Annotated in this window: 19 protein-coding genes; 12 read left to right on the top strand and 7 right to left on the bottom strand. The window is 60.2% G+C overall.

Going from position 1 to position 26,374, the window contains the following annotated elements:
- Nucleotides 1–334 precede the first annotated feature (334 nt).
- The 5 genes from ACIP1G_RS04230 to ACIP1G_RS04250 all read left to right on the top strand — a co-directional run bounded on the left by ACIP1G_RS04230 (nucleotide 335) and on the right by ACIP1G_RS04250 (nucleotide 8,424).
- On the top strand, nucleotides 335–2,035 hold the full coding sequence (locus ACIP1G_RS04230) for an FAD-dependent monooxygenase (RefSeq protein WP_400734099.1): 1,701 nt from the start codon (nucleotides 335–337) through the stop codon (nucleotides 2,033–2,035).
- An 11-nt stretch (nucleotides 2,036–2,046) separates the two neighbouring features.
- On the top strand, nucleotides 2,047–2,229 hold the full coding sequence (locus ACIP1G_RS04235) for a DUF2783 domain-containing protein (protein WP_400734102.1): 183 nt from the start codon (nucleotides 2,047–2,049) through the stop codon (nucleotides 2,227–2,229).
- Nucleotides 2,230–2,292: 63 nt separating this feature from the next.
- The gene (locus tag ACIP1G_RS04240) at nucleotides 2,293–3,642 is read left to right on the top strand and encodes an MFS transporter (RefSeq protein ID WP_400734105.1); all 1,350 of its coding nucleotides are present in this window, start codon (nucleotides 2,293–2,295) and stop codon (nucleotides 3,640–3,642) included.
- Nucleotides 3,643–4,357: 715 nt separating this feature from the next.
- A complete protein-coding gene (locus ACIP1G_RS04245; RefSeq protein WP_400734108.1) occupies nucleotides 4,358–7,609 on the top strand; it encodes a T6SS effector BTH_I2691 family protein in 3,252 nt (1,083 codons plus the stop codon).
- A complete protein-coding gene (locus tag ACIP1G_RS04250; RefSeq protein WP_400734111.1) occupies nucleotides 7,606–8,424 on the top strand; it encodes a DUF6708 domain-containing protein in 819 nt (272 codons plus the stop codon). The genes ACIP1G_RS04245 and ACIP1G_RS04250 overlap by 4 nt, the downstream gene beginning before the upstream one ends.
- 399 nt (nucleotides 8,425–8,823) lie before the next feature.
- Here ACIP1G_RS04250 and ACIP1G_RS04255 read toward each other — a convergent pair whose 3' ends face one another.
- Both ACIP1G_RS04255 and ACIP1G_RS04260 read right to left on the bottom strand, forming a co-directional pair.
- Nucleotides 8,824–10,215: an amino acid permease gene (locus ACIP1G_RS04255; protein WP_400734114.1), complete on the bottom strand. Its 1,392-nt coding sequence runs from the start codon at nucleotides 10,213–10,215 to the stop codon at nucleotides 8,824–8,826.
- A gap of 80 nt (nucleotides 10,216–10,295) precedes the next feature.
- Nucleotides 10,296–11,120, bottom strand: coding sequence for a phytanoyl-CoA dioxygenase family protein (locus ACIP1G_RS04260; protein ID WP_400734117.1), 825 nt, complete (start codon nucleotides 11,118–11,120; stop codon nucleotides 10,296–10,298).
- Nucleotides 11,121–11,376: 256 nt separating this feature from the next.
- On the opposite strand from ACIP1G_RS04260, the gene ACIP1G_RS04265 reads away from it, so the two are divergent.
- Nucleotides 11,377–12,300 carry a LysR substrate-binding domain-containing protein gene (locus ACIP1G_RS04265; protein ID WP_400734119.1) on the top strand — a complete coding sequence of 308 codons (924 nt, stop codon included), beginning with the start codon at nucleotides 11,377–11,379 and terminating at the stop codon, nucleotides 12,298–12,300.
- A 636-nt stretch (nucleotides 12,301–12,936) separates the two neighbouring features.
- The gene (locus tag ACIP1G_RS04270) at nucleotides 12,937–13,764 is read left to right on the top strand and encodes a helix-turn-helix transcriptional regulator (RefSeq protein WP_400734122.1); all 828 of its coding nucleotides are present in this window, start codon (nucleotides 12,937–12,939) and stop codon (nucleotides 13,762–13,764) included.
- A 185-nt stretch (nucleotides 13,765–13,949) separates the two neighbouring features.
- Here ACIP1G_RS04270 and ACIP1G_RS04275 read toward each other — a convergent pair whose 3' ends face one another.
- From ACIP1G_RS04275 to ACIP1G_RS04285, 3 genes are all read right to left on the bottom strand, one after another.
- The gene (locus ACIP1G_RS04275) at nucleotides 13,950–15,524 is read right to left on the bottom strand and encodes an aldehyde dehydrogenase (NADP(+)) (protein ID WP_400734125.1); all 1,575 of its coding nucleotides are present in this window, start codon (nucleotides 15,522–15,524) and stop codon (nucleotides 13,950–13,952) included.
- A gap of 185 nt (nucleotides 15,525–15,709) precedes the next feature.
- The gene (gene araD1 / locus ACIP1G_RS04280; RefSeq protein ID WP_400734128.1) at nucleotides 15,710–16,699 is read right to left on the bottom strand and encodes an AraD1 family protein; all 990 of its coding nucleotides are present in this window, start codon (nucleotides 16,697–16,699) and stop codon (nucleotides 15,710–15,712) included.
- A gap of 28 nt (nucleotides 16,700–16,727) precedes the next feature.
- On the bottom strand, nucleotides 16,728–18,035 hold the full coding sequence (locus tag ACIP1G_RS04285) for an MFS transporter (RefSeq protein ID WP_400734130.1): 1,308 nt from the start codon (nucleotides 18,033–18,035) through the stop codon (nucleotides 16,728–16,730).
- 186 nt (nucleotides 18,036–18,221) lie between these two features.
- Between ACIP1G_RS04285 and ACIP1G_RS04290 the strand changes: the two genes are divergently transcribed.
- Nucleotides 18,222–19,955, top strand: coding sequence for an IlvD/Edd family dehydratase (locus tag ACIP1G_RS04290; RefSeq protein ID WP_400734132.1), 1,734 nt, complete (start codon nucleotides 18,222–18,224; stop codon nucleotides 19,953–19,955).
- A 538-nt stretch (nucleotides 19,956–20,493) separates the two neighbouring features.
- The gene (locus ACIP1G_RS04295; protein WP_400734135.1) at nucleotides 20,494–21,216 is read left to right on the top strand and encodes a FadR/GntR family transcriptional regulator; all 723 of its coding nucleotides are present in this window, start codon (nucleotides 20,494–20,496) and stop codon (nucleotides 21,214–21,216) included.
- Nucleotides 21,217–21,219: 3 nt separating this feature from the next.
- Here the strand turns inward: ACIP1G_RS04295 and ACIP1G_RS04300 are convergent, their stop codons facing one another.
- Together ACIP1G_RS04300 and ACIP1G_RS04305 are read right to left on the bottom strand one after the other, a co-directional pair.
- Complete coding sequence (locus tag ACIP1G_RS04300; RefSeq protein WP_400734138.1) at nucleotides 21,220–21,561, bottom strand: hypothetical protein; 342 nt, start codon at nucleotides 21,559–21,561, stop codon at nucleotides 21,220–21,222.
- A gap of 208 nt (nucleotides 21,562–21,769) precedes the next feature.
- Nucleotides 21,770–22,267, bottom strand: coding sequence for a hypothetical protein (locus tag ACIP1G_RS04305; protein ID WP_400734141.1), 498 nt, complete (start codon nucleotides 22,265–22,267; stop codon nucleotides 21,770–21,772).
- A 205-nt stretch (nucleotides 22,268–22,472) separates the two neighbouring features.
- On the opposite strand from ACIP1G_RS04305, the gene ACIP1G_RS04310 reads away from it, so the two are divergent.
- The 3 genes from ACIP1G_RS04310 to ACIP1G_RS04320 all read left to right on the top strand — a co-directional run bounded on the left by ACIP1G_RS04310 (nucleotide 22,473) and on the right by ACIP1G_RS04320 (nucleotide 26,151).
- Nucleotides 22,473–22,637, top strand: coding sequence for a hypothetical protein (locus ACIP1G_RS04310; RefSeq protein ID WP_201204593.1), 165 nt, complete (start codon nucleotides 22,473–22,475; stop codon nucleotides 22,635–22,637).
- A 504-nt stretch (nucleotides 22,638–23,141) separates the two neighbouring features.
- On the top strand, nucleotides 23,142–23,888 hold the full coding sequence (locus ACIP1G_RS04315; protein ID WP_400734144.1) for a hypothetical protein: 747 nt from the start codon (nucleotides 23,142–23,144) through the stop codon (nucleotides 23,886–23,888).
- 214 nt (nucleotides 23,889–24,102) lie between these two features.
- Nucleotides 24,103–26,151 (top strand): TonB-dependent receptor domain-containing protein, encoded by a 2,049-nt coding sequence (locus ACIP1G_RS04320; protein ID WP_400734146.1) that lies wholly within the window; start codon nucleotides 24,103–24,105, stop codon nucleotides 26,149–26,151.
- Nucleotides 26,152–26,374 lie beyond the last annotated feature (223 nt).

The raw sequence follows: 26,374 nt of genomic DNA on the forward strand, positions 1-26,374 counted from the left end.
TGCATTCATGCATGCATGGCGGGCGACCAGCACTCCTCGGTTTCTTCGCCTAAGGCAGCAAGTCAGGGCTTGGAGCACCGAATGATATCTTTTTGATATTGCAGGTGAGATTGCCAATTTATGCCGGCTTCGGCAAGCGTTGGCGAGGGCTGCGATAGCAGCATTGCCAAGGGGCAACGGCTATCCCCCCGTGGTCGGCTCGGTGAGAGTATTTTTGCCGCACGACAAACCAAGGCCCCTTCGCTTGTCCCCTCCAGGGGACATCGCTCGCTGCCGCCTCAAGTACAGTCATTCGCACACCTGAATACCTACAAAAATAAGGATGTGCATAGCTATGCATCAGCCCCACAGCGAGCCGCGCCGCTCCCTCTATTTCAACTATCAGGTCTTCCCTGCCCACACCGCCAGCGTTGGCGCCGCCCAACCTGAACGCAAGCCTGTGGTGGTGGTTGGCGCCGGCCCAATCGGCCTGACCACCGCCCTGGACCTCGCCCGCCATGGCATCGCCTGTGTGGTGCTGGCGGCAGAGCGGCAAGTGAGCGAAGGCAGCCGGGCGATCGTGTTCACCCGGCGTTCGATGGAAATCTTGCAGCAGGTGGGTGTCGCCGAGCGGGTCTGCGCGCTTGGCTTGCCATGGAGCTGTGGCAACTCGTACTACCGCAACCAGCGGGTGTTTCGTATGGAAAACCCGCACGCCCCAGACGACCGCTACGCCCCCATGACCAACCTGCAACAACCCTACCTGGAGCAGTTTCTGGCGGACGCCGCCGAGGCCAACCCGTTGGTGGAGCTGCGCTGGGGCAACCGCGTTACCGGTTTGGCGCAACATGACGACTTCGCCCGGTTAAGCATCGATACCCCTGCCGGTAGCTATGAGCTGGATGCTGACTGGGTAGTAGCGGCTGACGGCGCCCGCTCGACACTGCGCACGCTGCTGGACCTGAAGCTTGAGGGCACCGCCTACGAAGGCCGCTTCGTGATCGCCGACATCAAGATTGACCTGGGCTTGCCCACCGAGCGCCTGGCCTACTTCGACCCGGCCTGGAACCCGGGCAACACCGTACTGATGCACCGCGAACCGGGTGATATCTGGCGCATTGACTACCAACTGCCACCAGACGAAACCCCGGAACAGGCGCTGCAGCCCGAATCCTTGCGCGAACGCATCAATGCCCAGTTGAATATGCTCGGCGTGGAAGACCCGCAATGGGAAATGGACTGGAGCTCGGTCTATTCGGCCCGCGCCCTGACCCTGCCGGACTACATTCACCAGCGCGTGATATTCGCCGGGGACGCAGCGCACCTGTTGCCGATTTTCGGCGTGCGTGGCGCCAACACCGGGTTCCAGGATTGCCATGGCCTGGTGTGGAAACTGGCCCTGACCCTCAAGGGCCTGGCCGGCCCCAAGCTGCTGCCGTCCTATTCCAGCGAACGCGTGAGTGCCGCGCGGGAAATTATCAGCGAGGCCGGCAAGAGTACCCGCTTCATGGCGCCACCCACGGCGGGTTACCGCCTGGTGCGTGATGCGGTGTTGTCGCTGTCGCTGAGCCAGGCGTTCGTGCGCCCGCTGTACCACTGGCGCACCTCGCGGCCACACGACTACGCCGACTCGCTGCTCAACTGTGCGGCTGACGACAACCAGCGTTTTACGGCTGGGCCGCGTAACGGCGCACCGCTGCTGAACATTCGGCTGGGCGAAGACGACTACCTGTTCGACCGCCTGGGTGCCAGCTTCTACCTGCTCTACTTCACCGACAGTGACTGCATCCCAAGCGACGTGGTCGAGCAGGCGAATGTCATTCGCAGCAGCGGCGTGCCCTTGCAGATCATCGCGATCGCGCAAAGCGCCCAGGCCGCCGTCCGCGGTGCCGACCAGCTGATCGACGACGCCAGCGGCCATATCGCTGCCAAGTACGGCATCACCCGCAACGGCGCCTACTTGGTACGCCCGGACCAGCACATCTGCGCCCGCTGGCTGCAGGTATCGGCTGCACAACTGCACACCGCCATCGACACCGCCCTGGGCAAGCACTGAGAGGAACCGCCATGCACACCCTGACCGCAGCAGACCTGGAAGTGGTTTACGACGTACTGGCAGATGCCCTGGACCAGGCCACACCGGCCAAGGCCGAGCTGTTCCTGACCAAGCTGGCACTGCTCAGCGCCCAAGCACTTGGCGATGCCCAAGCCTTTACCGAGCTGACCCAGGCGGCGCTACAAGACCTGTAGAACCTGCAGTTGCCATAGCACCGGAGCCGGTGCCGCTGAAACCAATAATAACCAGGCGCCCACATGCACCAGAACACTGCCCCCACTACAACGATAAAAACCGCCAGCAGCCCCCAGCAAGCCGTGATACGCAAAGTCTCCAGGCGCCTGCTGGGCTTTCTGTTCCTGTGCTTTGTGCTGTCGTTTCTCGACCGCATCAACATCGGCTTTGCCGGCCTGACCATGATGGGCGACCTGGGGCTGAGCAGCACCCAGTTCGGCATGGCCACCACGCTGTTCTACATCGCCTATATCGCCTGTGGTATCCCCAGCAACATGGCCTTGGCCAGGGTTGGCGCACGCAAATGGATTGGCAGCCTGATGATCGCCTGGGGGCTGGCCTCGACCGCGACCCTGTTCGCCACCGATGCCAGCAGCCTGTACCTGCTGCGGATACTGGTCGGGATTACCGAAGCCGGTTTTCTGCCCGGTGTGCTGTTGTACCTGACGTTCTGGTTCCCTGCGGCGTACCGGGCACGCGCCAATGCGCTGTTCATGATCGCCATGCCGTTTACCGCGGGCTTCGGCTCGGCGCTCTCGGGGCTGATACTGAGCTTGGACGGGGTGTGGGGCTTGCACGGCTGGCAGTGGCTGTTCCTGCTTGAAGGCATGCCTTCCGTGGTGATGGGCTTCGTGGTTTTCGGCTACCTGAACGACACGCCAAGCCAGGCCCACTGGCTGAGCGCGGAAGACAAGCAACAACTGCAGCAGGCCCTGGCTGCAGATAAACCGCTTGCAACCCGTACTGAAGACGATGAACCCGGCAGCCTGTTACGTGAAATGCTCTCGCCTACCGTGCTGCTGTTCAGCCTGGTGTACTTCTGCCTGGTGAACACGTTGGCAATGATTGCCGTGTGGACGCCGCTGATCATCAAGAGCATCAGTGCAGCCGACGGCAGTAACAGCACTATCGGCTTTCTGGCGATGATCCCGCAGGTGTGCACGATCATCGGCATGGTGGTTTGGGGGCTGCATTCTGACCGTAGCCAGGAACGTAGATGGCACCTGGTGCTGCCCATGCTGGTGGCTGCCGCCGGCTGGCTGTTTGCTGCGTATGCCGGTAACCCGTTGGTGCAGCTGTGCGGTATCTGCATGGCTGCCACAGGGTCGTATACCGCCATGTCGATTTTCTGGACTACACCGGACCAGGCGCTGTCGTTCGCGGCGCGGGCGATGGGTATTGCGGTGATCAATGCGTTCGGCAATATCGGCTCGGCGCTGAACCCGCTGGTGGTTGGCTGGTTGAAGGACCTGACCCAGAGTTTTACTGCAGGGATTGTCTATGCCACGGTGTTGCTGGTGGTGGGGGCGCTGTTGAGTTTTCTGTTGCCCCTGCCTCCGTCTACCTCAAGGAAGACACTGCACCGGTCTTAAAGACTGCGGTGATCCTGTGGGAGATCACCCAGCCCTTCCGGGCTGCTATCGCGCAGCAAACAGGATGCGCATGACTTTAGATCTGCACTGACATAGAGATCTAGAAAAGCATTCGATGACTGATCCGGGTAGGTCAGCCGCCGAATGCTTTGCTATGGTTCCCAATGCGCGGGAAAGAGGCCGTAGACCGCACTGGTGTGCAGATTTGCTCCCGAATGAGAGAGTGGCCCAAATGGCATCGGCGTTAGTCCCTGTCGGCACAGCTTGCTGTGACCACGTATAGAAGAGTGAACACTTCGCCGCCATTGACCCCGCGCACCTGTTTTTTCGCTTGAAAGAACAGTGAGTTATCTTTTGTTTGATAGAAGCGGGCGTGTCCCGCGAACACCGGCATAACCGGTGCCATGCACCGCGCTGGATGCTTCGCGGGCTTGCCCGCTCCCACAGGTACTGCCTCTACCTTGAGGGCTGTGGTGATCCGTGTAGGAGCGGGTTTACCCGCGAACACCGGCGCAGCCGGTGCCATGCACCGCGCTGGATTATTCGCGGGCTCGCCCGCTCCCACAAAGTCCCCGCTGGCCAACAGCTGCGATCATCCAACGCCTGATTTAGAGACGTTTCCTACAAGCATTTCGGAAGTCCAGTGAACCTCCGGCAAGCGATTCCTCGTTAGTGTTTTAGGACCATCACGGTCCCTATGAATGCGAGGTCGCTTTTGACAATCAGCCAACGTATTGCCCTTGCCGTTGCGGAGGCCGGGCTCCCGCACGACCAGTGTATGTCCTGCCAGCGCCAGGGCCTGCCGATCCTGCCTCTGCGCCGCGCCCTGGTCCCGGATACCCGACCGGAGTGCGTCACCACCGTGGCCGGCAGCCTGCATATCTCGGCGAAGATGGGGGTGCGCACGTTGCGCATGGGTTACCTGTACGTACTGCTCGACCAGCAGGTCTGGCATGCCTATGCCGTCAGTGAACAGGGCCACCTGCGCCGCTTCAACCCCTACGAGCCCCCAGGCGGCCCACCAAGGCCACTGCCGGAAAAGTGCGTGCATGAAGACCACGACATTCCTTCGGCCTTTCTCAACATCGATACCAATAAATACGGCAGTGCTTGGCTGGCCTTCTCCAGCGATGCCTGGCCGGTCAGTGTGCTGAACGCCTACAAAAGGGGCGAGGCGCCGGCGCATCGGTTTGAAGGCCTGGACCTGATCCAGGCGCGCAACAATCCTGAACTGCAGGGGCTCGCCATGACGCCCGACAGTTTGCAGGTCGACAAGGAAGTGTTCGAGTACACCCAACATGCTTGTTCACCCTTCGACAGTGCGCATGGCTTTCACAGCCGCTGGCTGCGCAGGTTCGCCCTGCGTGGTTATGTGATCAATGCGATGAACCGGCACAAGCTGGAGAACGGCGTGCTGGCGGTGGTGCTCGACGATACGGTCGGCTTGATTCAGGAGTACAACCACCAACGGCTGAACTGGGTGGTGAAGCGTCAGGTCTGGCGTGAAGAGCCCATGCGGACGTATCAGTTGCAGACCTCGCAGATCTTGCAGGTGATTCGTGCCACGCATAGGGAATGGGCGGCGCATAAGGTACCGTCACTGGAGCCGATGACGGGGGACGGGCCGCCGGTGTTCGTGGACCCTGCAGTAGAACGTCAGCGCCTGGTCGAGCGTGCGCAACAGGAAAGTGATGAGCGACTTGAAGAGCGTTACCACGAACCGCAACGTGCCGCGTTTCAGTCGGAATACGAGCAGCAAGAAAGCGAATTTCAGCGCTACATCGACAAGGATGCACAGTCCTACGTTGCTTTGTTCGACACCCCCTTGTTCAAGGTGGCCGAACAGTACGATTACGACGGCAACAATCGCGAATCCGGCATAGCGTATGCCAAGACCATGGCGCTGTGCCTGGGTGGTGGCGTCACGGAGGCTGTGGTACCCAGCGTTGAACCACGCAACCCCGCTGCCGGAACCAGCGAAATACTCTGGTTGAAATGGCTACAGGATCCTGAAAGTCCTCCCTACCGCGCCTTGTTGATGCGTGACCGTTCACTGCTGGCCGGGCTACTTCCCAGTTTTTCGGCCACAGAAGCCATCAACTGGAACGACAGCGACAAACTCTACAGCATGCTGAGCAAGGTAATTGCTAGCGACGATGCTGGGTTGCGCATGCGCAATACCCTAAAACAGGCCATCGCTGAAACCCAGGGTGCTGTGAACGCGGCTAGCCAGCGTTTGGCGTCCAGCTTGCCACCTGGTGTGCAAAACGCCGTGCGGCACCTGAACAGCGCTACCCAGTTTCTCTATAACGGCGTGCACCTGATCGAGCTGGAAGTGAAGATGAAGCTGGGCGAGTACTACGCCTTGCAGAGTGCCCATCTGAGGGAGTTGCAGCACAAGGCCAATGCTTCCATCGCCGAGGCGCGGGACCGGATGCATCGCAGCATTGATGACTACGAATCTGGTTCGTGGAAGGCCATGCGCAAGGTGCGGCCGATCATCCAGCACGGGCTGATGAGCCTGGCGGTGCTCGACCCACGCTTTACCAACAACATGATCAGTGTGACGGTGTGGGTCGAAGGTACGGCGGCGGAAGTGCATGGCCGGTTGTTTGAGGAAGCCAACATGAAGGTGACCCAAGCGAGCAGCGCGGCACAGTTTGCCTTGGTGGATATTTCGGTGGCGGCTGGGACGTTGGAGACCAATGCGCGCAAGGCATTGCAGGGAATGCGGGTCACTTCGCAACGGGTGGCGCAGCTGGTGCGGACTGGTTTTAACGGGTTGCGGGGTGTGGCAGGTAGCTGGGAAGTGCTGCTGGCTATAGGTGGGCTTTATTTGCAAAGTGATAGTTTAAACAAGAATCAGGTGAAGGCTGAAGTGGAAGTCGGCCCAAAGGCTAAGGAAGCCATGATGGCCTTGAATGGTGTAAGGCTAGGCATTCTAGGTGGTGGCATTGAACTACTTGGACTGACTTTGCGTACCGGCGCCACCGGTATCCAAAGTATGCGAATGATGTCACTTTCTTTCGGAAGTAAAGTAGCAAATATCGCCAACATCGGGCACGTAGTCGTTCGTGTCGGCGCAGTTATTAGTGCGGGGGCCGGAATTTTCGATGCGATACAAGCGAAACTTGCCTCAAGCAGAGCATCCGCAGCGGGTGACGAAACAGCATCTGAGATTCATGTCTATGCTGGTTCGTTTGCCATCTTGGGTGTCGTGGCGGCTGTCGCTGCTGTCTTCAAGCCGTTGGTTTTAGGGGCGATTGGATTAGCCATCGTATTCGGTCTAAGTTCTTATGCTCTAGCGCAGCAGGCGGAAACTAACGAGTCTACGCCATTGGAACGTTGGGCAAGGCGCTGTTACTTCGGAAAAGCCAATGAGGTGCCAGTGGCTCACTGGAGTGCCCCTGAGCATGCTGACATGGCACTTGCTGAACTCAATGCCGCCGTGCTGGGTATGAGCGCTGACGTAAGCATTGAAACCGAAAATCTGCCTAGCTCTAGAATGCTAGGCTTCATTGGACTCCCTATCAAACAACGTGTCAGATATCAAATTGTTATTCCCGGGTTTATAGAGGGCGTTTCGGGGTATCAATGGGAATTGAAGGGCCATCGCCATGAAGGTAAACAGGTTTCTGACGATGAAAGTGGGCAAGTATTCGTAGGCGGCGCGTCAAACTCGCCGTATGCATTAAAATCAGTTTCGCCAAGACTATACCCAGAGGGCTACACGCCTCCGAGAAACGCTGACGTAGATACAAGCAGTATCGTGCAAAATGAAACCAATCACGAAATCGCCACAAATGACGGCATTGTAAAAACAAAGAAAATCTTCGGCGAATTTGATTTTACTCCTCGCACTGGGCGCCCTACGATTCTGGCGATGACAATAACTTTAACATTCTGGCCCGATCAAAATCTTACCAATGCGTATGCACAAGTGACTTCAAAGGAGTTCAACGAATGAGCGAGAGGAAAAAAATTTACGCTCATCGGAACTCTGGCTGGAAATACGATCTCCCCGATTGCAATGAAAGGCCTGACAAACGGGAATTTACTGCAACTTGGAAAGCACTACCGAACAGCATAGGCCGAACATATTTCGAAATCGCCAGAAGATCGATCAAAGTGCGAGGTATATCGGTAATTGGCGGCACATTAGTATTCGTCCATCTTGCGACAGAGGTTTTACCTGCCATCCTAAACTCCCTGGCACGCGGATGGCATGCCGGGATTGATACAACAATCTTTGGAATCATGATTATTAGCGCAGCAGTGTGGGCCTTTTTCCCACTCTTTCGAATGGATTTACGGCTCCCCCGCGAAGAGCCCATACGCTTCAATAGAGCACGCCAAAAAGTCTATTTCTATGAGTACAGGTATGATCGCCTATACCCCTTCGGCAGCAAGGGCTGGGGTGTAAAGCCCGTGGTCTATGACTGGGCCGACCTCACAGCCGAGGTCTACAGGGTATATGCCCCCATGGGGGGCGGCGGCCTCATTGAGAATGTGATGATATCAGTCTGCAAACCAGGTACTGAGGAAGTCATCGATCGCCTGTTTTTGTGTGACAACATAGAGCAAGGCAAGCAGTATTGGGCGCTGGCACGTTTGTACATGCAAAGTGGCTATGATGCGCTACCTGACTCGGTACGGCCTGTTCAGGGTCAGAAGGTTGGCACTAACCTGAACCCGGTGCGATATTTCGCACCCAAGGTCCAGTGGCCAGCGGAAATCGACTTTGAGTCTCGCAGTGCACCGGCAACGGATGAGTACATCTAATGCGGTAGCGCGTTAGGTGGTGAAGATTCGGTAAGCACCCTGGCTAAAAAACCATACACCCCGTTGGATTCTTCGCGGGCGTGCCCGCGAACACCGGCGTAGCCGGTGCCATACACCGCGTTGGATTCTTCGCGGGTAAACCCGCTCCCACAAATACTGCATCTGCCTTGAAAACTGTGGTGATCCTGTGGGAGCGGGCGTGCCCGCGAACACCGGCGTAGCCGGTGCCATACACAGTGTTGGATTCTTCGCGGGCTTGCCCGCTCCCACAAGTACTGTATCTGCCTTGAAGGCTGCGGTGGACCTGTGGGAGCGGGTTTACCCGCGAACACCGGCGCAGCCGGTGCCAGCCACTGCATTGGATTCTTCGCGGGCAAGCCCCGTACACAGCCCTATGGCTTAAGCACTGGCAGACACTTGCCGTGGCGCACGCACACCCCACAACCAGTAACCCACAGACAGCAGTACCAACCAGCCAACCCCGACATACATGGCTGTGCGGCTAGCCGGGAACCAACCGAGCACACCAAAAATGAACACCATGAAAGCAATCGCGCAAGCCGGCCCTACCGGCCACAGTGGCACGCGATAATCCAGTGCCGCCACCTCCTCCTTGCTCATACCCCGCCGCATGGCCACTTGCGACAGCAGGATCATCAACCAAACCCAGACAATGGAGAACGTGACCACCGCGGCGAGAACCAGGAACAAGTCTTCCGGCACCAGGTAATTCAATACCACGCCCAACAGCAGCGCCACGCCCATCACCGCAACTGTCATCCACGGCACACCGAAACGCGACAGTGATGCAAAGCCAGCCGGCGCCTGGCCGTTCTGCGCCATGCCGTACATCATCCGCCCAGCGCTGAAGATATCGCTATTGATCGCCGAAACAGCTGCAGAAATCACCACAATGTTCAACACGGTTGCCGCTGAACTGATGCCAAGGCCACTGAAGATCTGCACGAACGGGCTACCGTGGCTACCAATACTGGTCCACGGGTAAATGGCCATAAGCACGAACAAGGTAAGGATGTAGAACAACAGAATGCGCAGAGGCACTGAGTTGATAGCCTTCGGCAGCACACGCTTTGGGTCCCTCGCCTCGCCTGCAGTGATACCGATCATCTCGACCCCACCAAAGGCGAACATCACAACGGTGAAGGAAGCAATCATCCCGCCGATGCCATTAGGGAAGAACCCGCCGTGGCTCCAGAGATTCGAAATTCCGGCAACAGTGCCTGCACCACTATCCAACTGGATACCCAGTAACAGCACAGACCCGCCAGCCACGATCATGGCAACGATAGCGGTCACCTTCAGCAACGAAAGCCAGAACTCCATTTCCCCGAATACTTTCACGCTACACAGGTTCAGCGCCCCGATAAACAACACGATGCCAAGCACCCAGATCCACGAAGGTGTGTCGGGGAACCACAGCCCCATATAAACGCCAAACGCCGTCACGTCTGCCAGGCACACCACCAACATCGAGAACGCGTAGCTCCAACCTGTCAAAAAGCCGAAATAACGCCCCAGGTACTGGCTGGCATAGTGGCCGAACGACCCTGACACCGGGTTATGTACCGCCATTTCGCCAAGGGCGCGCATCATCATGTAAATGGCCGCGCCCCCTATCAGGTAGGCAAGCAACACCGAAGGCCCTGCCAGTTTTATCGCCGATGCCGAGCCATAAAACAGCCCCGTACCGATAGCAGAACCTAACGCCATGAAACGAATATGCCGGGTAGTGAGACCCCGCTTGAGCCGGTGTGAGGATTGAGCGTTCATAGATACCTTCTTGATTTTATTATCAGGTCCGCACAACGCAGATGCCGTGCGGTTTCATCAGGCACGCACTCTTTCAATCATCAAGCCCTGGGCCACAGCACCGGGAACAGTTCATGGTTCATTGGGGCACCGCTGGCCAGTTGGGTTTCGAGCCCGGGAAACTGTGGCGAGGTTTGCCACTGGCGGGGTGCGTGAGTAATGTCGTCGCCCAGGAAACGCACCGAGAAGGCACGGCGCCGGCGCTTGCCGCCAACGCCACCAGAGGCGTGCAAGGTCAGCATGTGGAAGAACACCGCGTCGCCTGGGGAGAGTTCCCAGCCAAGAATGTTCCAGGCGCTGCGGTCGGCCTCGATATCCGGCAAGTCCGCCAGGCTGCCTTCGGGGAACCATTTGGCTTGGCTATCAAGGAAACTGCGTGGCATCAGCCACGGCCCAAGGTGTGAGCCGCCGACAAATTCAAGGGTGGACTCCCGCGCGACGGGGTCGATGGGCATCCACATGCTGCAGTTCTGGCACCCGTCGATGTTGTAATAGGGCTGGTCCTGGTGCCAAGGCGTGCGCTGGCGGGTGTTGGGCTCCTTGACCAGCAGGTGATCGTGATAGAGCCGGGCGGTTTCGCTGTTCATCAGTTGAGCTGCAACGCTACCCACCCGGCTTTCGAAGATGAACTGGCGGTAGGCCGAAATATCGCCCCAGTTGCAGAAGTCTTCGAAGAACCAACCCGGGTCGTCTGGCCGGCTGGCCACTTTGGCCCGTTCGCTGGGGGTTTTCAGGTTCTGTTCGATGCCGGTTTCGAGCAGTGCGACCTCTTCTGGCGTGAACAAATTACGAACGCAGACGGCACCATCACGCTGGAACGCCTTGATGGTTTCATCGCTTAGTTGAAATTCGACGGACTGTTTCATAAAGCACCCTTTAGTCTTTTTATTGGGGCCGGCGCGCACACACTTTTATGCTTTTTCCTGCGCCATAAAGCTGCGTCGCGATACAAAAGCTATCGCTGTCTCTACAAGTAAAATCGCGTCAATAAACTGAGTACCCGGCCTATAACACTTCACGGACGACGAGGTTTTAAGCGAAATAAGCAAGGTGCAAGGCGAGTATTGCTTTTTGGCACCAATAGGAAAAGAATATATTTCCTAATTTTGAGTATAGGAAAAAATGATAGGATTCTCCTTCAGGCAGCTCGAGTACTTCGTCGCCGTGGCCGAGCATGGCAGCATCAGCGCTGCAGCGAGGGCCCGGCACGTTTCACAGCCATCGGTTTCGGTTGCGATTGCCCAGCTGGAAGAGGCGCTGAACGAGCGGCTTTTCCAGCGCCAGGTCAGCCGAGGGCTAGAGCTGACGTCAGCAGGCACGCGGTTACTGGCCCAGGCACGCGACATCATTGGCATGGCCATCGCCATGAATCAAAAGACCGATACCACGCAAGGCTCGCTGCGCGGCAACCTGTCGCTTATCTGCTTTCAAGACCTGGGCCCTTATTACGCGCCACGGCTGCTATCGACCTTTCGCAAGCAGTATCCCGAGGTGGAGGTAACGCTGTTCGAGACTGACCTGGCAGGCGTACACCGCCACCTGAGCGCCGGTAAAGCCGAGCTGGCGCTGACTTACGACATAGGCCTTGACCCCTCGCTGCCGCGCCAGGTGCTTGCCGAGTTGAAACCGTACGCGCTCATCGCCACCGACCATCGGTTGGCCCAGCTGCCAGCGATACCGCTGCATGAACTGGCGCAAGAGTGTTTGATTCTTGAGGACATTGCACAAACGCGTGAGTATTTTCTCTCACTGTTCTGGGCGCATAACCTGCAGCCGCGTACTCAGCAATTTACCCAGACCTTCGAGATGCAAAGGGGGCTGGTCGCCAATGGCTACGGGGTTGCCCTGTCATGCACCCGGCCTGCCGGGGACCACTGCTATGACGGTACCCCGCTGTTGTGCCGGCCATTGTTGGAAGAGGTGTCGCCGCAGAAGGTGGTACTGGCCCAGTCAGGTGCGATGCACCCATCGCCAGTAGCGGAGGCGTTCAAGAGTTGGGTTGCCCGGGAGATTTCTGGCGAGCCCAAGTTGAACTGGCCTACATAGCCACAGGCTTTCACGATCACTGTGGGAGCGGGCATGCCCGCGAAGAACTCAACACGGTGCATGGCACCGGCTCCGCCGGTGTTCGCGGCTAAAGCCGCTCCCACAGGTACAGCGTGCTCCCGAAAGCTGCGCGAAACCTGTGGGAGCGGGTTCACCCGCGAAGAACCCAACACAGTGTATGGCACCGGCTCCGCCGGTGTTCACGCCAAAATCCTCTCCCACAGGTACATCGCGCCCCCGAAACCGCCGCAATACCTGTGGGAGCGGCGGTGCGGCGATCCGATTCACCCGCGAAGAATCCAACACGGTATATGGCACCGGCTCTGCCGGTGTCCGCAGCCAAATCCCAATGCCAGCCCACTCCCACAGGCACAGCGCATGGCTTGAATTCGGCGCGATCGAGGTAGGAGCTGGCTAGCCGGCGATGGGCCGCAACGCGGCCCTAAACCACCTAGCGGACTGCCCCCAGTCCAAGCCCGCCCCTCACAAGGATCGCGCCCGCCCTCCAAAAATGCGCAAGCCAGTCATTCCCCCAAGCTACGCCCCCACCCACAAATTGGTTATCCTGCCCAACAGCCCACCCCCCAGTGGCCACCTAAAACAATAAATCCTGCCTTGCCCCCAGGGAGTAACAGCATGGAATTCTGGCCATTACGCCCCTCCACCACCGACTTGCGCCTGCCCATCGAGCAAACCGCCGCCCTGCTCTCCCGCACCCGCGAAAGCCACGGCAAGATGCTGGCCGCCGACATGCTGAAACTGGTCAGCGCCCAGGTCCCGTTGGCCCAATGCACCATCTTCGCCTACAGCCCCAATCGCAGCCCGCAAGTCATTTCCTTCGCCGACCGCGCCCGCATGCTTGAGCTACCCAGAATCTCCAGCAACTACGCCGAACGCTTCTACAGCATGGACGGCAACCAACAGGCGATGACTAAACACCCTACCCTGCCGACCACCGACCGCATCATGGTGCAACGCCAAGCCATCGAAGACATCGCCCACCGCGACTACCGCCGCATCTGCTACGAGCTGCCGCAAATCTCCGAACGCGTCGCCCTGCTTACCCACTGCGAAGGCAACCGCTGGCTCTCGGTAAACTTCTACCGCGGCCGAGAACACGGCCGCTTCACCCCCAACGAGATCAATGTGATCGAAACAGCCGCCCCGCTGATCGTACAAATCTCCCGCCTGCACTACCGCGCCTACCTCGAAGCCAATGAAATGCCGGCCCTGCTCAGTGAACGGGTTGTCAGCCTGTACCCGGAACTGACCCGGCGTGACCAGGAGCTGCTGCAACTGATGCTGGCCGGCTGTGAGGTCGAGGCCATCAGCGCGAGCATGGGCATTCAGCTGTCGAGTGCGGCTACGTACATCAAGCGGCTGTATCGCAAGCTGGGTATTTCTGGGCAACGGGAATTGTTGGCGCTGGCTACCCAGCGCAAGTGGTCGGGTCAGGTTCACTGAGGTACGCGACCGGCCACGGCCACGGCCGCCCTCAAGAAGTAGCCTAAGGGGTAATGCCAGTCAGTTAAAAAAAACCAAGGTGTTCGGCGTGATTCTCGCAGCGCCTATGCGATCGAGCGCCGCCCGCGCGGCGCTCGATCGCATAGGCACCCAAATCTCGAGGCAAACACCACTCAGCCCTTACCTCAGCCCAGCGCCTCACGGCTGTGCTGGCCGTCGACCAGGCGTTGCACGCCCAGCGGGTTGGTGTTTTTCAGGGCATCGGGCAGCAACGCGTCCGGGTAGTCCTGGAAGCACACCGGGCGCAGGAAGCGGTCGATGGCCAGCGTGCCGACCGAGGTGCCACGGGCATCGGAAGTGGCCGGGTATGGCCCGCCATGCACCATCGCGTCGCACACTTCGACGCCGGTCGGGTAGCCGTTGACCAACAGGCGCCCGGCCTTGCGCTGCAGCACCGGCACCAGCGCGGCGAAGCGCTGGAAGTCTTCCGGCTCGGCAATCAGGGTGGCGGTCAGTTGGCCGTGCAGGGCTTGCAAGGCGCGGTGCAGTTCGGCTTCGTCGGCCACTTCGACCACCACCGTGGCAGGCCCGAAAACCTCCTCCTGCAGCAACTCGTCGCCGTTAAGCAGCAGGCTTACGTCGGCCCGGAACAGCTGTGCCCGGGCCTGGTCGCCGGCTTGCTCGGCACCGGCCAGATGGCGCACGCCCGGGTGCTGGCGCAGGCGCTGCACGCCGCTAGCATAGCTGCGCAAGGTGCCGGTATTGAGCATGGTCTGCGCAGGCTGGTCCGCCAGTTGCGCAGCCAGTGCCGCGACGAAGGCGCTGAACGCTTCACCGGCAATGCCGATGACCAACCCGGGGTTGGTGCAGAACTGCCCGCAGCCCAGCACCACCGAAGCGGCCAGTTCCTTGGCCACCTGCTCGCCGCGGGCCTGCAACGCCGCAGGCAACACCAGCACCGGATTGATGCTGCTCATTTCGGCGAACACCGGGATCGGCTGCGGGCGTGATGCGGCCAGGTCACACAGGGCACGGCCGCCCTTGAGCGAACCGGTGAAGCCCACGGCCTGGATCGCCGGGTGACGTACCAGCGCTTCACCGACACCGGCACCGTAGATCATGTTGAACACACCCGCGGGCATGCCGGTGGCGACCGCCGCGCGCTCGATGGCTTCGGCCACCTGCTCGGCCGTGGCCATGTGGCCGCTGTGCGCCTTGACCACCACCGGGCAGCCAGCCGCCAGCGCTGCGGCAGTGTCGCCGCCGGCGGTGGAGAAGGCCAACGGGAAGTTGCTGGCGCCGAACACGGCCACCGGGCCTACGCCGGTACGGTACTGGCGCAGGTCCGGGCGTGGCAGCGGCTGGCGCTGTGGCTGCGCGCGGTCGATGCGCGCCCCCAGGTAGTCGCCCCGGCGCAGTACCTTGGCGAACAGGCGCATCTGATTGCTGGTACGGCCACGCTCGCCCTGGATGCGTCCAGCTGGCAGCGCGGTCTCGCGGCACACGGTGGCGACGAAGGTATCGTCCAGCGCGTCCAGCTGGTCGGCAATGGCATCCAGAAACTGCGCACGGCGCTCGGGCGCCATGGCGCTGTATTCGGCAAATGCCGACTCGGCGGCCTGGGCGGCGGCGGCCACTTCGTCAGGGGTGGCCTGGGTAAAGGCTACCGGCAAGGCTTCGCCGGTACGTGCGTCTAGGCTGTGCAGGCGTACGCTGCCGGCAGCGCTGCGCTGGCCGCCAATGAAGTTGCTTCCAGACATGGTTGACTCCTGTAATAAAGAAAAAGGCACTGCATGCAGGCCCCTTGTAGGAGCGGGTTCACCCGCGAATGCGATGCTGGCTTTACCGCCGCATTCGCGGGTGAACCCGCTCCTACAAGGTCCGCGACACACTTGCGGGCTCTGTTCTATGCATGACAGCGCAGCCTGAATGGCTGGGTGATCGCCTATAGGCTTTTCACCAACCCTGGGCGAACCTGCCCGGACCCGGCGGCAATGCCGTTGCGCAGCGGCTGGCCAAAGGCGTCGAGGCTGACCTCGAAGGTATCCCCAGGGCGTGCCTGGATGCCGTCGGCAAACGACAGCGTGGCGGTGCCGAAGTAATGCACATGGATATCGCCAGCCCGCAGGAACTGGTCGTACTTGAAGTGGTGGAATTCAAGGTTCTCGAAGCTGTGGCACATGTTCTGCTCACCCGACAGGAACGGCTTGCTCCACAGCACCTGGCCATCGCGCAGGATGCGACTGGTGCCCTCCAGATGGGCCGGCAATGCACCCAGGCGCAGCTCCGGGCCGAAGCTGCAGGCGCGCAGTTTGGAATGCGCCAGGTACAGATAGTTGCGCCGCTCCATCACATGGTCGGAGAACTCGTTGCCCAGCGCGTAACCCAGGCGGTACGGGGTGCCGTCGTCGCCGATCAGGTACAGCCCGACCAGCTCGGGCTCCTCGCCCGCATCTTCGGCAAAGGCCGGCAGCGGCAGGTCGGCGCCGGGGCGTACGACGATGCCGCCGTCGCCCTTGTAGAACCACTCCGGCTGCGCGCCCTCCTCGCCCGCTGGCGGTCGCCCGCCCTCCAGGCCCCACTGGAACATGCGCATGCTGTCGGTCACGGCGCCTTCGGCCTGCTGCTGGTGCATCTTGTCGCGGGTGGCGGCGCTGCCCAGGTGGGTCAGCCCGGTACCGGTCACCAGGCAATGCGCCGGGTCCGGATGGTCCAGCGGCGGCAGCACGCGGCCTTCGGCCAGCAGTGCCAGGTAGTCGTGGCGCTCGCCCAGCCCCGCGGCCTGCACTTCGCTGGCCAGGTCACGGCCGGCGGCGATGGCCTGCAGGGCCAGCTGACGGGTGCTGCCGGCGCCGATGACTTCAAGGGCGTACTCGCCTTCCACCACGCCCACGCGGCGCTCGCCGCCGGCGGTTTCGAATTGGATCAATCGCATGCTTGTGCTCGCTTGTCGGTTGCAAAGATTAGCGGGAGGCTTCGGCCGCCCGTGAGGAAGCCAGGCGCTGGCGGCGCTCCAGGCGGTTGTAGACCACGCCCGTTAGCAGCACCCCGCACAGCATCACCAGCGCCAGGAAATACAGGCCCGACGACAACTGCCCGGTGTGCTCCTTGAGCGCGCCGATACCAAAGGGGCCCAGGTAGCCGCCAAGGTTGCCGATCGAGTTGATCAAAGCGATGCCCGCCGCAGCGCTGGCACCGGAGAAGAACCGCCCCGGCAGCGTCCAGAAGATGGCCGTGCAGGAGAACAGCGCGAACGCCACCAGGCACAGCGCGGCCAACTGCAGCACCGGCACTGTCAGCCAGGCGCTGAAGAACAGGCCTATGGCACCCAACGCGTACAGCAGGCCCAGGTGGCCGTAGCGGTCGTTCAGGCGGTCGGAGCTGCGCGGCACGATCAGCAGGCCGATGATGCCGAACAGGTAAGGCACGGCCGAGACAAACCCGGTGACCAGGTCACTGCCGCCAAACTGGTGGATCAGCGTCGGCAGCCACAGGCCCAGGCCATAGATGCTCAGGGTCATCGGCAAGTAGAACAGCGCCAGCAACAGCACCCGGCCATCTTTCAACGCATGCAGCGGGTTGCCATGGCGGGTCTGGCCGAACTCGCGCAGGTCGTTGGCCAACTGCTCCTGCAGCCAGTTGCGTTGCTCGTCGCTGAGCCAGCGCACCTTGGCAGGCCCGTCCGGCAGCAGGCGCAGGGTGGGCCAGGCCAGCAGCACCGCCGGCGTGCCGATGCAGATGAACAGCCACTGCCAGCCATGCAGGCCGTAAATGCCTTCCAGCCCCAGCAACGCGCCGGACAGCGGCCCGGTAATCAGCATGGCCAGCGGTTGCGAGAGGATGAAAAAGCCGAGGATCTTGCCGCGATGGCGCACCGGGTACCACTGGGTGATGTAGTACAGCACCCCCGGGAAAAAGCCCGCCTCGGCAGCTCCCAGCAAAAAGCGCATCACGTAGAAGCCGTTGGGCCCGGTGACAAACGCCATGCCAACGGTAATCGCGCCCCAGGTCAGCAAAATGCGGGCGAACCAGCGACGTGCGCCGAAGCGGTCGAGCAACAGGTTGCTCGGCACCTCGAACAGGAAATAACCGATGAAGAACAGCCCTGCGCCAAGGCCATAGGCCGCGTCACCCAGGCCGATGTCGGCGCCCATGTGCAGCTTGGCAAAGCCCACCGCCGAACGATCGACGTAGGCCACCAGGTAAAGCAGAACCAGAAAAGGGATGAGTTTCAGTGTGATCAGGCGGACGAGCCGCTGCTCCTGAATCATGGCGATGTCTCCAATTGTTCTTGTAATGGGCACAGCACCTGGCCGGGGCTTTTTGGCAGACCGCTAACCTGGCGAATCGATCATATAGTATTACTATTTAAAACAACAACCCTTCACAGATGCCTTTTTAGCCGGTAGAGTCAGCCACATAACGACAAATAGTAATACTAATTAGGTGTCCCGCTCATGTCTGATAACAAACGCCCCCTGCGCTCCGCCCAATGGTTTGGTACCGCCGACAAGAACGGCTTCATGTACCGCAGCTGGATGAAGAACCAGGGCATCCCGGACCACGAATTCCAGGGCAAGCCGATCATCGGCATCTGCAACACCTGGTCGGAGCTGACCCCGTGCAACGCCCACTTCCGCAAGATTGCCGAGCACGTGAAAAAGGGCGTGCTGGAGGCTGGCGGCTTCCCGGTGGAGTTCCCGGTGTTCTCCAGCGGCGAGTCCAACCTGCGCCCTACCGCCATGCTCACCCGCAATCTGGCGAGCATGGATGTGGAAGAAGCCATCCGTGGCAACCCGGTGGACGCCGTAGTGCTGCTGACCGGCTGCGACAAGACCACCCCCGCGCTGCTGATGGGCGCTGCCAGCTGCGACGTGCCCGCGATCGTGGTTACCGGCGGGCCGATGCTGAACGGCAAGCACAAAGGCAAGGACATTGGCGCCGGCACCATCGTCTGGCAGATGCACGAGGCCTATAAAGCCGGCCAGATCGACCTCAACGAGTTCCTTTCGGCCGAGGCCGGCATGTCACGCTCGGCGGGCACCTGCAACACCATGGGCACCGCGTCGACCATGGCCTGCATGGCCGAAGCACTGGGCACCTCGCTGCCGCACAACGCCGCCATCCCGGCCGTGGATGCGCGCCGCTACGTACTCGCCCACCTGTCGGGCATGCGCATTGTCGACATGGTGCGCGAAGACCTGCGCCTGTCGAAAATCCTCACCCGCGAAGCCTTCGAAAACGCCATCCGCGTCAACGCCGCCATCGGTGGCTCGACCAACGCCGTGATCCACCTCAAGGCGATTGCCGGGCGCATTGGCGTAGACCTGCAACTGGAAGACTGGACCCGCGTCGGCCGCGGCACACCGACCTTGGTCGACTTGCAGCCATCGGGGCGCTTCCTGATGGAAGAGTTCTACTACGCCGGCGGCCTGCCAGCGGTCATCCGCCGCTTGGGCGAGCACGGCCTGTTGCCCAACCCCGGCGCGCTGACCGCCAACGGCAAAAGCCTGTGGGACAACTGCCAGGCGGCGCCGCTGTATGACGAAGAGGTCATTCGCCCGCTCGACAAACCCCTGGTGGCCGACGGCGGCATCTGCATCTTGCGCGGCAACCTGGCGCCCAAGGGCGCGGTGCTTAAGCCCTCTGCAGCCACCCCCGCGCTGATGCAGCACCGCGGCCGCGCCGTGGTGTTTGAAAACTTCGAGGACTACAAAGCGCGCATCAACGACCCCGAGCTGGACGTGGACGCCAATTCGGTGCTGGTAATGAAGTACTGCGGGCCCAAGGGTTACCCGGGCATGGCCGAGGTCGGCAACATGGGCCTGCCCGCCAAGCTGCTGGCCCAGGGCGTGACCGACATGGTGCGCATTTCCGATGCCCGCATGAGCGGCACGGCCTACGGCACCGTGGTGCTGCACGTAGCGCCCGAGGCTGCGGCGGGCGGGCCACTGGCGGCGGTACGCGAAGGCGACTGGATCGAGCTGGACTGCAAGGAAGGCCGCCTGCACCTGGACATTAGCGCCGAGGAACTGGCCGGCCGCCTGGCCGACCTGCAAGCCCCGCCGCAGTTGATCAGCGGGGGTTATGCCAAGCTGTATCTGGACCATGTGATGCAGGCAGATGAAGGATGTGACTTCGACTTCCTGGTGGGTTGCCGGGGGGCGGCGGTGCCCAAGCATTCGCACTAACAAAGTGATGAAGTGTTCACCAAGGCTACTGTGTCGCCTATGAGACTGAGCGCCGCCCGCGCGGCGCTTCGCGGCACAAGGCTTTACCTGGCCTACATCTCCTTCAAGGCAGGCACAGAACCTGTAGGAGCGGCCTTGCGTCGCGATGGGCTGCAAAGCAGCCCCAGCAATTTTTGCATCAGCGCTGAAACCCGGGGGCTGCTGCGCAGCCCATCGCGACACAAGGCCGCTCCTACAGTTTCGGGCCAGTTAATCCTGTGACATTGGCGCGCGCACCCTGGGTGCATGGCTTGAAATCGATGGAATGCAGAGACACCTTCAATATCGAATGGAACAAACAAGGCAGACAGAGGTGATCTCAAAGGAATAATTGGCCCAAACAGATGTGGGAGCGGCCTTGTGCCGCGAAGCGCCGCGCGGGCGGCGCTCGATCTCACAGCCCCTGCAAATACCAAGGCGAACCTCTGGCAGCCCAGAGCCCCCCTCACCCACTAATGCTATGATGCCCACCCCGCCTGAAGGACCACCCGCGCCCCCCATGAACTACCGCCAGCCCACCACGCGCAAAAGCATGCACGCCACCCTGGTCCAGGACCTCGGCCTGCAAATCGTTTCCGGCCAACTCGCACCCGGGCAAAAGCTGCCCTCCGAGGCCAGCCTGTGCGAAGGCTACGCGATCAGCCGGCCGGTGTTCCGCGAAGCGATGCGCGCCCTTACCGCCAAGGGCCTGGTCGAAGCCCGCCCACGGGTCGGCACCCTGGTGCGCCCCCGCCATGACTGGCACATGCTCGACCCCGACGTGCTGCACTGGCTGATGCAGGCCACCCCGCAAAAAGATTTCTTCAACACCCTGTCCAGCGTACGCTGGGTCATCGAACCCGCCGCCGCCGCACTGGCCGCCACCAACGCCACCGCCGAAGATGTCGAGTCGATCGGCGAGGCCTACCAGCGCATGGAAACCGCGCGCACCCATGAAGAGCGCCTGCAACCCGACCTGGACTTCCACGCCCGCATCGCCGACGCCACCCACAACGACCTCTTGGCCTACCTGTGCAACATGCTGTCGATGGCCCTGCGCGAATCGGTGCGCTACTCCAACCAGCGGCCAAACTTCGACCAGCTCGCCCTGCCCCGGCACAAGGCGATTCTCACGGCGATCCAGAACGGCGATGCGCTCGGGGCACGGCATGCATCGCTGGTACAGCTTGAAGACGCACGTGTGGCGTTGAGCAAAGTGTTGGGGCAAGACCCGACGAGCTGACGGTTACCCGGCACAAGTGGCGGAACCCGGCTGACTGCCCTGCGCCCCACTCCACGTAACAGTGGAACTAACGGCAGGCAAGCCCGCCCCGGCTATCTGACGCGCCCGTATAACACCCCAGGCCAGCGTCCGCACCAGCGACTGCTTTGGGTAGGCGTAGAAGGCCTCCTCGTGCAACGCCATGCCGGAACGCGCATACACGCCTACGAACATCTGCGCGATACCACGGCGCGAAAGCCTTACTTGCACATCGATACACACACCACCGTGCAACGTTTCTTCATGGCTGCGGTGGTGAAGTGTCGGGTCGACCCACGTCCAGTACACGTTACCCCTCATTCGCATAGAGCCTCCAAGCAACCGGAATTGGCAGTGTCCAGAGCCACGCGGATTAAGCCATTACTTTCGGATTAACCCGATACAACTGGATCGACCGCTGGTTGCGGGAATTTGCTCCATTTATTTTTCAGCTGTGGTTTTTTCCCGATACGGCGGATTCTGCATCGTGCCCACAGCAGACAAAGGCTGGGGAAATGGGTGTGATTTAAGTTGATCAGTTAAGCGGAACAAGGCGCTCGCGCTGAGCAGCAGTCAAATCGTCGATTACGCCAACTTTCAGGGGCTGCGCGCCAGTGTCAGCCAACGGCTTACCCATATCTGCAGAGGCGAATTCCGGCAGCTTGTACATGGCGCCGGTGAGAGGGTCGACGATCAGCATGCCGATAATTCCCCCGATCAGGATGTTGCCCCAGTACCAACCGCTAAGGCTCGAATCCAATTCCACGGTTTTGTCCGGGTAGCCTTCCTTCTTGAACCGCAGCGTATAGGTCTGCCCCGAAAAATAACCTTTGCCCGACTTCAGGGTAACGGTACTTGGGGTATTGCCTGTGTGTACGACGGTGCCGTTCTTGTCGGTGATTTCAAATGACGCCCCCATCGGCGCGCTGGATACCGCTACCGGGTATCGCGACTCTCCAACGATGCTCGCGCAACCCTGAGTACCCAGCATTGCTACGGCTACTGCTGCTCCAATCAACTTCCGAACCATCATCAGGAGTGCTCCACTGCGCCTTCATTGGCAAGGCCGGTCATCGGCCGGGCGCAACTATATCCAAAGTGATATCACTTTGATACTATTGATAATGCCAGGCACGCGACGTATGCCCTACGCGGAAAAGGGTTTGCTATGATCCGCGCTCATTTCTGCCGGGTACGCTGCGCGCTACCCAGGCCATTGCAGCCTGCTGGAAGCCCCGATGAACAAATTGATCCTGCCTTTCGCCATCTTCTTCACCGTCCTGATCGTCGGCACGATAGCCGATAATTTTGGGCTGCAGGGCAGCTGGAAGATCGGCCTGCTTTGCCTGGTGGCAGCCACCGTGCAGATCGTAGTCAGCAGGTTTCAGCGCTCAAAGCGATAGTGAAGTGACGCGAATTGACGGACACCGGCATTGCTTGAAGCGCGGATACCCGTATTTGCGAACAGCGTGATCACAACCTGAAGACTTTTCTTTCACCTGTTTTTCACAAGTCTTCAACGACAATCGCGCCATCCCTACGTGATAGACCTTGCCCGCTTCGGCGGGCTTTCTTTTGCCTGCGATTTCTCTTTCGGCCTGTAGGGAATGGCCCGACTGAAGAACCAGTAGTCTCTCCCTCGCGGCTTACCTCTCAGACACCGGCCATGAAGCATGCACGCACCAGTGTAGGAGCGGCCTTGCGTCGCGAACGGACCGCAAAGCGGTCCCCTGCTTTCCAGCCCCTGCTCAGTGAAGAAAATCTCTACGCCTGTAGGGAAATTCAAAGAAAAGCACTCATGTGCTGCAGACCGCGCGATGCGCGACATCAAATTGACACTACCCCACCAATTTGCAAACCTTCCGTCCACAGCATTCACGCATTGATGCGGCCCTGGAAAGCAAGCGATGGAAAGCAAACAGCAACAATTGCAGGTGGCGTACCGCCAAGCATTATCAGACCTCCCGCTGCACTGGCTTGACCGTAGCCGCGAGCACGAAGCCGATTTCAAGCACCTTTCAGGTTTGTTTCTTCCTGGTACCTCGCCGGAATTCGAGCAGGCTACAACCCGCATCATGGTCGTGGGCCGCGAAACGCGCCGTTGGGATGTGTTGTCCCCAGAAAAACCCTTCGTAGACCTGGGCGACTACATCCAGCGCGCCATGGCGATCCAGCAAAGCCATTTTGCAAAATATCTACAGGAAAAAACCGACCGCGGAGCCAGCTTCTTCAACTTTCTTCGCGAAATACGCCAGGCGGATCAAACCCTGGGCATCGCCTGGGCCAACCTTTTCAGCTTCGCCTGGCAGCGCGGCTCGCCAATGCGTTGGCAGCATTTCAGGCAACTCATGCAGGGATCCAAGCGCCTGCTCGAAGCGCAAATTGCCATTCTTCGCCCCGACATCATCGTGTTCGCCAATGGCGCGAGCAGCGCCCGCATAAGGCAGCAGTTCTTCCCGCACAAAGGTGAGCACAGTGTTTGCAGCGAGCTGGGTGATTACCGTATGCAAGGCATACCGGTTAACCAACTGTGGCGCTTCCGCCTGCATGACTCGGTGCAGTGCTACCGCATACAGCACCCGAGCAGCGTCAGTGCCAAATCACGGGCAGCACGCCGCTTCCTGATCGACCAGATCCTCCTTCGCAACCTGTAGGTGATCATCTGCACGCACGCTTCTGGTTTCACCTGGCCGTTGAGCCGGCGAACGTTAAGCCCTCGCCCCCCGGAAGAGCGCCTACCTGTCCACTGTGTAAAGTTTTTGTCAGTTTTATGTAAATTATTTTACACATTTTATTCCAAATCATTCTCATTTGCGTTAACGTCCCGCCTCGATTTCAACCCTATCGATCGACAAGGACTGTTACGCAATGCTGCCATGCCCTCCCTTCTCCCGTGCCCTGCTCACCGTCGGATTGCTTGCCGCGGCCGCTGCCCAAGCCGATGAATCCCTCGAGCTCGAGCCGCTTCCCGCCACCGAACTGCAAGCCTCATTCGTCACCGCCACAGGGGGCGGTACGGATGTACGAGATGCGCCAGCCAGTGTCAGTGTCATCACGCGGGAAGAAATCGAACGCCAGCCTGTCTACGACCTCAACACCCTCCTACGCCGCATCCCTGGGGTGACAGGCGGTTACGGGCCGGTGGGCGAGCAGTCGAAGATCAAGCTACGAGGCCTTGACGACAAATACACCTTGATACTGGTGGACGGGAAACGCATCGGTAGCTCCGCCGACACCAATTACCGCCGTGACCTGGGTCGCCAGGACATCAACTGGATCTCGCCGAACATGATTGAGCGCATCGAGATCGTGCGCGGGCCGATGTCTTCGCTGTATGGCTCAGACGCCATGGGTGGCGTCATCAACATCATCACCCGCAAGGTATCCCGTGAGTGGAGTGGGTCGCTCAACGTAAACACCACCATGCCGGAAGACGCCGACCGTGGGCAGACCAACCAAACCAGCGTCAACTTGTCTGGCCCTGTCACAAACGCCATCGGCCTGCGCCTGGGCGCCAATGTCACCCGACGCGCTGCCGACGAGGCCACCCCTCGCCTCGACGCAACGGGTGACTTCGTTTACAACGACGGCGCCGGCGGCGCCAAAGACCACAGCGTCAACGCTTTGCTCAACTGGCAAGTCAATGACAACCATGAGTTATCCGTCGAGGCCATCCACGGCGTAGAGCGTTCGTGGTCGTCAAAGAAAACGTTCGGTGACTGGGGGGATACCGTAGGTGAAGCGTTCGGCGCCGGGCGCCTGACGCGCGACAGTTTCGTGGTCTCTCACCATGGCGACTGGGGCTTTGGCACCTCGCGCATCGACGCTTACTTGAATAAATTCGACAATGACATCGGCGAGGGCAAAGCCAACTCGGAAGAAAAAATTGTCGAGGGCAGCCTTAATATCCCGTTCGAACTGTTGATCAACCAGCGCCTGACCGTAGGCGGCCAGTGGAAACGAGAACAGCTGACCAACACTGACACGCTGGGCACGGTGCCCGTGGATTACCAAGGTGCGGCAGTGGGAGGGTCGGACCTTGAAGGTGACTATTCCGCGCTGTTCGTCGAGGATGAATTGTTCCTGCTCGATAACCTGTCGCTGACACTGGGCAACCGCTTCGACCACAGCGATGAATACGGCAACCACAATAGCCCACGCGCTTATGTGGTCTATCACCCTCACCCTGACTGGACAGTGCGCGGTGGGGTGTCGCGCGGGTTCCGTGCCCCCAGCTTGAAAGAAGGCAGTGCGGGCGCAGCGACCAACTCTGGCGGTCGCGGCTGTACCTCTCTACGCCCGCTTGGCTACGTTACCGGTAGTTGCTGGATGGCAGGCAACCCGAACCTGCGCCCGGAAATCAGTACCAACAAGGAAATCGGCGTTTCATACGACCACGACGGCTGGGAGGCCAGCCTCACGTACTTCCATACCGACTTCAAAGACAAAATTGAATATGCACCGCTGGGGTACTTCCAGGGCCGCTGGTGGACCATGCTGGAGAATGCGGACAAAGCCCGTACCCGTGGCTGGGAAGGCAGCACCAAGGTGCCGTTGTGGGAAAATGCCAGCTGGCGCACCAACGCAACCTACATGCTCGAAAGCCGCAACCTGTCGACCGGTGAAGACCTGATCAGCTCGCCGAAGCTCTCGTTGTTCAGCGCCATCGATTGGCAGATCAGCGACCGGATCGGTACCGAGCTTTCGGCTCAGCATGTGGGCAAGCAACGTGGACTGGGCTCAGATTTCGTCAAGTCTTACACCACCTATGATCTGACCGGAAACTGGGCGGCCACCAACTGGTTAACCGTGAACGCCGGCGTGCAGAACTTGCTGGATGAAGACCCACGTGATGACTCGACTAGCTTTTACGTGCCCGGTCGGGCGTACTTTGTCGGGGTAACCACCTACTTTTAAGTTGAGCGAACCGCGACTGCGCTCACCTGAATGTACAGATGAGCGCGCATGCTCATGAAGAAAGCTCGTGTCGCCGGAGGGCGCCTAAGTAAGGCGCCCTTTTCGGGCGAGCGCTGAAGGTTCTGGATGAAGAGAGCGCTCTGCGGTTTCAGGTCGGTTCCGTGACGATCTGGCTCAAAGCCCATGTGTAGGCAGCGAAGGGCTTCATTCACGGTCACCATAG

It is taken from the genome of Pseudomonas sp. NPDC089392 (assembly GCF_044749595.1).
GTDB lineage: Bacteria > Pseudomonadota > Gammaproteobacteria > Pseudomonadales > Pseudomonadaceae > Aquipseudomonas.